This window comes from Mesorhizobium sp. M7A.F.Ca.CA.004.12.1.1, from assembly GCF_003997835.1.
GTDB lineage: Bacteria > Pseudomonadota > Alphaproteobacteria > Rhizobiales > Rhizobiaceae > Mesorhizobium.
On record NZ_RZRK01000291.1, the window covers coordinates 1 to 6,998 of the forward strand.

The 6,998-nt window shown below is 62.3% G+C and carries 7 protein-coding genes and 1 pseudogene; 2 read left to right on the forward strand and 6 right to left on the reverse strand.

What is annotated here, in order from left to right; all coding sequences use genetic code 11:
• Positions 1-450 (reverse strand): annotated as a pseudogene (locus EN984_RS16760) (N-methylproline demethylase); the annotation flags it as partial.
• Positions 451-551: 101 nt separating this feature from the next.
• On the opposite strand from EN984_RS16760, the gene queF reads away from it, so the two are divergent.
• Positions 552-1,013: a preQ(1) synthase gene (gene queF, locus EN984_RS16765; protein ID WP_027042220.1), complete on the forward strand. Its 462-nt coding sequence runs from the start codon at positions 552-554 to the stop codon at positions 1,011-1,013.
• Positions 1,014-1,020: 7 nt separating this feature from the next.
• On the opposite strand, the gene EN984_RS16770 is transcribed toward queF, so the two are convergent.
• From EN984_RS16770 to EN984_RS16790, 5 genes are all read right to left on the reverse strand, one after another.
• A complete protein-coding gene (locus EN984_RS16770) occupies positions 1,021-1,896 on the reverse strand; it encodes an alpha/beta fold hydrolase (RefSeq protein WP_127272152.1) in 876 nt (291 codons plus the stop codon).
• 7 nt (positions 1,897-1,903) lie between these two features.
• Positions 1,904-2,515: a hypothetical protein gene (locus EN984_RS16775; protein ID WP_127272150.1), complete on the reverse strand. Its 612-nt coding sequence runs from the start codon at positions 2,513-2,515 to the stop codon at positions 1,904-1,906.
• A gap of 4 nt (positions 2,516-2,519) precedes the next feature.
• A complete protein-coding gene (locus tag EN984_RS16780; protein ID WP_127269038.1) occupies positions 2,520-2,999 on the reverse strand; it encodes a DUF3828 domain-containing protein in 480 nt (159 codons plus the stop codon).
• 96 nt (positions 3,000-3,095) lie between these two features.
• Positions 3,096-4,745, reverse strand: coding sequence for an ABC transporter substrate-binding protein (locus EN984_RS16785; RefSeq protein WP_127269037.1), 1,650 nt, complete (start codon positions 4,743-4,745; stop codon positions 3,096-3,098).
• A 42-nt stretch (positions 4,746-4,787) separates the two neighbouring features.
• Positions 4,788-6,338 carry a trimethylamine methyltransferase family protein gene (locus tag EN984_RS16790; RefSeq protein WP_127269036.1) on the reverse strand — a complete coding sequence of 517 codons (1,551 nt, stop codon included), beginning with the start codon at positions 6,336-6,338 and terminating at the stop codon, positions 4,788-4,790.
• 90 nt (positions 6,339-6,428) lie between these two features.
• On the opposite strand from EN984_RS16790, the gene EN984_RS16795 reads away from it, so the two are divergent.
• Positions 6,429-6,998 (forward strand): LysR family transcriptional regulator (locus EN984_RS16795; protein WP_127383836.1); only part of this gene is annotated, 570 nt, incomplete at its 3' end.

Sequence of the window (6,998 nt, forward strand, 5' to 3'; positions counted from 1 at the left end):
GTCGGCGACGATGCGCTCCATGTCCCAGTCCTCGATCGTCTTCGGGAATGCGCGATGCGCCGGCTCACGCACCGGCGAGGCCGAGAGCACCGGCAGCCAGTCGGCCTTGTTCCAGCCGGTACGGCGGCCGAGATGGGTGATCTGGATCATCACCTTGCAGTCGTGCTCGTGGCAGGCGTCAGCGAGCTCGGCCAGCCATGGCACGATCCTGTCGTCATAGACATGCAGATTGCCGAAAGCGGCCGGGCTGTCGCGCGAGACGATCGCCGAGCCGGCGGTCATGGTCAGCGCCATGCCGCCCTTGGCCTTCTCGGCATGGTAGAGCCGGTATCGCTGTTTCGGCATGCCGTCCTCGGAATAGGCCGGCTCATGGCTGGTCGACATGACCCGGTTCTTCAGCGTCAGGTGTTTGAGCTGGTAGGGCTGGAGAAGCGGATCGTTGCTGGTCATCGTCTTCCTGCGGTTTCAAATTGTGCTAATGAGCGGCAAAATTCGTTTTCAAGCATGTCGTCCCGCACGCACTCCGGGCACATGCGACAAGGATTGCTGCCATGATCGACACCAAAACCCTCACCCAGCTCGGCGCGCACGTCGAGACGCCACGAAGCCCCGAAGCAGCGGTCCTGGAGACCGTACCGTTTTCGCGCGGTGACGGACCGCCGGCGATCGTGCGCTTCACCTGCCCGGAATTCACCTCGCTGTGCCCAGTCACCGGCCAGCCGGACTTCGCCCATATCGTCATCGACTATGCACCCGATGCGGCTCTGGTGGAATCGAAGTCGCTCAAGCTGTTCATGACCTCGTTTCGCAACCATGGCGCCTTCCATGAAGACTGCACCGTCATGATCGGCCGCCGCATCGTGGCGGCAACCAAGCCGCTGTGGTTGCGCATAGGCGGCTATTGGTATCCACGCGGCGGCATTCCGATCGATGTGTTCTGGCAAACCGGCGCTCCGCCCGAAGGCGCCTGGCTGCCCGACACCGGGGTAGCGCCTTATCGCGGGCGGGGTTGAGCGAACGTCAACCATGGATGGCACCCGTCCGGCAGAGCTTTGTTGCAAGAAAGGAAAAGATAGCATCGCTGTAGCGCAGTTGGTCGTAGCGCAGCAGATCGACATGGCCTGCGCCTCCAAACCAGACGAGTTGTGAACCAACGGCAGCATTCTGCAGCGCCAGCACCTGTCCATGATCGATGAAAGGGTCGTTGCTGCCTGCAAGCAGCATCAGCGGCTTGCCGATAGCAGCAAGATGGTCGACCGGCTTGACATCATCGGCGCTCAACCCGAGACGAAGCGGCATCTGTGCCAAAAGGACATCGGCTTGGAAACCGCGCCAGAAGTGGAAAGGCATTCGCCACGCTGTGGTTTCGCGCAAGGTTGCGTAGAGCTGCTCCAGCACATAGGCATCGGCAGGCGCTTGCGGCGCAGCAAAGACAAGTGCGGCGGCGCCAAGCGACGAGCCGATGGCGCCAAGCTTCTGGCCTGGAAAGCGTTGCCGAGCAAAGGTAATAATACGGGCGGCGTCTGGGCCTTCCGAATACCCGAAGCCCTGAACGGCGCCACCGCTCTCTCCATGACCGGAGAGGTCGAACAAGACAACGGAATAGCCAGCGTCGAACAAGAGCTTCGCCCTTTGAACCAAGGCCAGCCTGTTGGCGCCGCGCCCATGTAGCAGCACAATCGCACCGCAACTGCCCTTTCGATCGGCTACCCAGCCGACAAGCTCGGGCGCATCGGCCTGGTCGAGTACGACGCGCTCGACGGAGAAGTCGCCAGGCGCTGCCAGAGCTTGCCGCGGCTGGCGAGCGACTAGTATCGTGCCGATGTGCCAGTCGAACACGCCCCCGGCAACGCCGAGTCCGACCAGCACGATGGCTAGCGAAAAGCAAAGCTTCATCGCCGGTTCATTCGCACTGATACTGGCTGAGTGCCCATTCGCCGGTCACCGACAATAGGTCCGATATCTTCCAGTCGCCGTCGACCCTCTTGAATTTCCATTCCAGCCGGTGCGGGTTGCCCGATATGACGAAGGCGACGATGACCTTGGCCTGGTCGCCGTTGATCGCCTCGAGCGTCTTCAGGCTCTTGTCGATCTCGGCCTTGTCGTAATCGGCATTGTCGAGCGCCATGTTGGGGTCGAGGCACTCGCCCTGCCCGGATTTGCGCAACGCGTCGCTCTTGTCGAGCACGGTTTTGGCCGGGTCGATGAAATGGCTTCGCTCGGCCGGATCGATCTCCAGTCCGACCTGATCGTAAAACGGCCGCACCACGGCGGTCGGCGAGCCCGGCTGGATCGGTGCGGCGGGCGCGGCTTCGGCTGGCGACCATCCCACCGGCGGCGTGGCCGGTTCCGCCGCTCCGCCCGGCGCATTTGCGGGCGGTGCCCCGCTGTCGCCCGGCTGGGTGCCGGCCGGGGCGTTTGCCGGCGGCGCACCCAACAAGCCTTGCGCGGCGGCGCCGCTCAGAGCCGCCAGCAGGCACACACCCGACAGCGCCAGGAACCGGCGATGGGCCATCGCTTCACTCCGGCGTCTGGCCGGCCATGCATTCCAGCGCGCTGAGCGTCCAGTCGCTGGTCTTGGAAGCGATGTCCGATATCTTCCACTTGCCGTCGATCTTCTTGAGCGACCAGAGCATTTCACGTTTGGAATCATCGCCCTCGGAGAACAGGCTGAAGGATGCCGTGACCTGTGCGTTATCGCCATCCAGCTTCTCAGACAGTTTCAGCGTTTTCGAGACGGTTTTCTGATCGAAATCCTGGGCGTCGAGACCAGGATCGAAATCGATGCAGGCGACCTGGTCCGGGTTCGTCTTCGTTGCCTGGTCGTTCAGCTCGAACAGTTTCGTCACCGGTTCGGTGAACCGATCCCGATATTGTTCGTCGGCCTCGAACTTGACCGCCGGGACATAGAAGAACTTCACCGCGTCGGAAGCCGGTCCGGCGACGGCGGCGCCCGGCAGGGCTATCGAAAGGGCGGCAACGAGCACTGTCAGTCTCATGCAGAATCTCCGGCTTTTGATGGCTTGAGCCTATCAATACCACGCATCCTGCATATCGGCTTTTTTGCGGCTCATGAAGTCCTGCCGCGCCTTGTTTCAGCCGTCCAGCCAGACGTTCTGAAGGTCCATCTCGAATGTCTGGTGGACACCATAGTTCTTCACCTTCTTGTTCTGGTGGCTGTAGAGCTTCTGCCAGAACGGCTGAATAATGACGCCCGAATCCTGCAGGATCTGCTCGACATCCTTCATGACCTCGCGTCGTTTCTCCACGTCGATGAGCGATAGCGCCTGCTTGAGCTTGGCGTCGAAATCGGGGTTGGAATATGCCGATTCATTCCAGGCCTCGCCGGTGCGATAGCCGAGCGCCAGCACCTGGACGCCAAGCGGGCGCATGTACCAGATCGTCATCGAATAGGGATATTTCGTCCAGTCGTTCCAGAAGGTCGAACCCGGCAGCACCGTGCGCTTCACCTTGATTCCGGCATCGCGCAGCTGGCCGGCAATGGCGTCGCCGGTATTCTTCTGCCAATCGTCCTCGATGGTGATCAGCTCATGCTCGAAGTCAGCCTGTCCGGCTTCCGCCATCAGCTTCTTGGCGCCGGCGGCGTCGCGTGTCTTCTTGGGCAGCGGATAGTATTCCGGATGGATCGGGGCAACGTGGTGGTTTTCGCCAGGGGTGCCTCGCCCGGCATAGCCGAGTTGGAGGACCGCATTGTTGTCGACGGCCATTTGCAGGGCGTTGCGCACCCGCTGGTCATCATAGGGCTTGTGGGTGATGTTGGTGCGGGCAACCAGCGTCGTCGCCGTCGCCACCTCCGATTTCACCAGATCCATCTTGTCGAGAATGTCGATGAAGTCGGCGGGCGACTCGAAATTGAGGTCGATCTCACCGGATTCGAACGCGTTCACGGTGGCGTTGAAATCGGTGCCGTAGTCGATGAACTCGACGCTGTCGAGCGGCGCTTCACCACCCCACCATTTGCCATTCTCGCGACGCTTGACGACCGCCTTCTGGCCGACATCGTAGGAGACCAGTTCGAACGGTCCCGTGCCGATCGGCTTCTTGATCGGATCGGCACCGTCGGCATCGAAGTTGCGATGCACGACGAGCGCCGGATAGTCGGTGAAATTCGGGATCAGTGAAATGTCTGGTTCGCTTAGCTTCAGCTTGACCGTGTTGTCGTCGACCTTGGTGATCGCGCCATCCCTGGCCTTGCCGGTCTTTGCGTCGATCAGCGCGCCGACACGGGCGGCCATGGAATTGCCGGCGACATTCTTCTCGCACCAGCGCGTCAGATTGTGAGCGACGTCATCGGCGTTGAAGGCATCGCCGTTGTTCCATGTGATGCCCTTGCGCACATGCAGCACGTATTCGGTGGCGTCGTCATTGATATCCCAGCTTTCGAGCAGGACCGGCTCGAAGGTGAACTGCCTGGTATAGCGGACAAGCGGCTCCAGCCAGCAGCGCGAAATGTTCGCCAGCTCAACCCAGTCGTAGGTGCGCGGATCCTTCTGCCCCTTCACCGACATCGAGACGCGCAGCGTTCCGCCTTTCTTCGGCTCTTCGGCCAAGGCCCGATCCGGCACGGCAAGGCCGATCATGGCGTAGGCAAGCGCCGTCGATGCGCCGAAGGCGCTTGCCAGCGCCAGGAACTCGCGCCGATCGACACGACCCGCGCGTGCTTCGACCGCCATTGCCTCGATAGCGCTCGGCACGCGATCGCCACTGCTTCTGAAGAATGCCATTTTTTCCTCCCGTCTGGTTCCCTTTGATCTTGGTTCTTCGCGTCAACTGACGCTGTCCGGCAGCCTCTCCTCGCGCCGCGCGATGAAATCCATCAGGCCATCGGCGATGCCTTCGTCGAGCTTCGGCTCCTCGTAATCCGCCAGCATGTTGCGCGCCTTCTCGCGGCCGCGCGTGTCGTGGTCCTTCGCCCCTTCTGCCTTCCACTGTTCGTACGAATTGAAGTCCATGATCGAGGGTATGAAGAAGGCCGACTCGAAATGTTCGAGCGTGTGTTTGCTGCCGAGGAAATGGCCCTGCGGCCCGACTTCGCGGACCGCTGCCATCGCTTCCTTGAAATCGTCGAACGGAAGGCCGCCTGCATATTTGTACCAGCCAACCAGCTGTTCGCAGTCCGTAGCGAACTTCGAATAGCCGCAGCTCAGGCCGGCCTCCAGCCACCCGGCGGAGTGCCAGATGTAGTTGGCGCCGGCGAGGATGGCGGCATGCATCAGCATGTTGGCCTCGTAGCCCGCCTGGGCGTCGTTGAGCTTCGATCCGACATGGAAGCCTGAGGTGCGCCACGGCAGTTTGTATTTCCGCGCCAGCGCGCCCATCAGGTACATCATCTGGGCCGCCTCCGGCGTGCCGCCCATCGGAGCGCCGGTCTTCATGTCCACGGTGACCATGAACTGTCCGTAGATCTGTGGCGACCCTGGGCGCAGCAGTTGCGTGAAGGCGACGCCCGCCAGCGCTTCCGCATTGACCTGCGCGACTGCCCCGACGGCCGACGCCGAAGTCGAGGCGCCGCACAGTGCGAAGGGTGCGAGGATCAGCGGCTGGTTGCTTCGGGCATAGACCTTCATCGCGTCCAGCATGGTGGCGTCCCACACCAGCGGCGAATTGCAGTTGGTGATCGACACCAGGACCGGATTGTCGCGGACGTAATCCTCGCCGAACACGATGCCTGCCATCGCCATCGTGTCTTCCGCCCGCTCCTTGGACGTGACGATGCCCATGAACGGCTTGTCGGAATGCTTAAGCGCGGAATGGATGATGTGGAGGTGACGCTTCGGTACCGCGATTTCCATCGGCTCGCAAATGACCGAACTCGATGAATGCAGCGCCGGCGCCATGTAGGCGAGCTTGTGGAAATTGTTGAGGTCCGCGAGCGTGCCGTAGCGCCTGTTGTTGTCGAGGTCACGCACATAGGGCGCGCCATACATCGGCACGAAGATGGTATTGTTGCCGCCCACCCGCACCGTACGCTGCGGATTCCTCGCATTGAGCGTGAACTCCGGCGGGACCTTCGATACCAGTTCCATCAGCAGGGCCCGGTCGATCCGCACACGAGTTTCCGAGACATCCGCGCCCGCCGCCTTCCACAGTGCGATAGCCTCGTCGTCGCGGAATTCGCATCCCACCTCTTCGAGGATCAAGAGCGACTCCTCGTGGATCAGCTCGACCGCCTCATCGGGGACCATCTGGTAGACGGGGATCTGGCGGACCAGGGTCGGAAACGACGTTACCGGAGCTCCGCGCAGGGCCTTGCGTCCCAGGCGGCCGCCACTGCGGCGGTTGGCATGTTCGGTCACTTCAGGGGCTGGTGCGTTCATGGCAACTCCATTCCACTCATGAAGGAGCCTAACGCGACAAAATGGTGATGTGACGCTGGAAAATCCTGATCTCTTGTATAAGCTCAGCTTATGCGAAGCCTGCGCCACCTCCTGCCCTCGGCCGGCAGCCTGATCGTCTTCGAGGCGGCCGGGCGGCTGTCGAGCTTCACCGCCGCCGGGCGCGAGCTCGGCATGACGCAGGCCGCCGTCTCCTATGCCGTGCGCGGGCTGGAAGAACGGCTTGGCGCCAAGCTGTTCCAGCGCCGCCACCGCCAGGTTCTCCTGACCGAGGCCGGCGAGCGCTTCCATGCCGATGTCTCGCTCGGCCTTTCGCATATTCGCAAATCGGCGGAGGATCTGCGCCTGCAGGCAACCGGCGGTCATGTCACGCTGGCTGCCTCGACCGCGTTCGGCTCGTTCTGGATGATGCCGCGCCTGCAGCAGTTCCGCGACGAACTGCCGGGCATCGACCTGCGTATCCAGACCGCCGACCGCGACCTCGACATCATCGCGGAAGGCATTCCGCTCGGCGTGCGCGGCGGCGCGCCGCTGGACTGGCCGGACTATCACTCGTTGCCGCTGGCCGACGAGGAGATATTTCCCGTCGCCGGCACCAGTTATGCGGCAAAGTTCGGCCTGCCCCAATCCGCTGCCGAACTG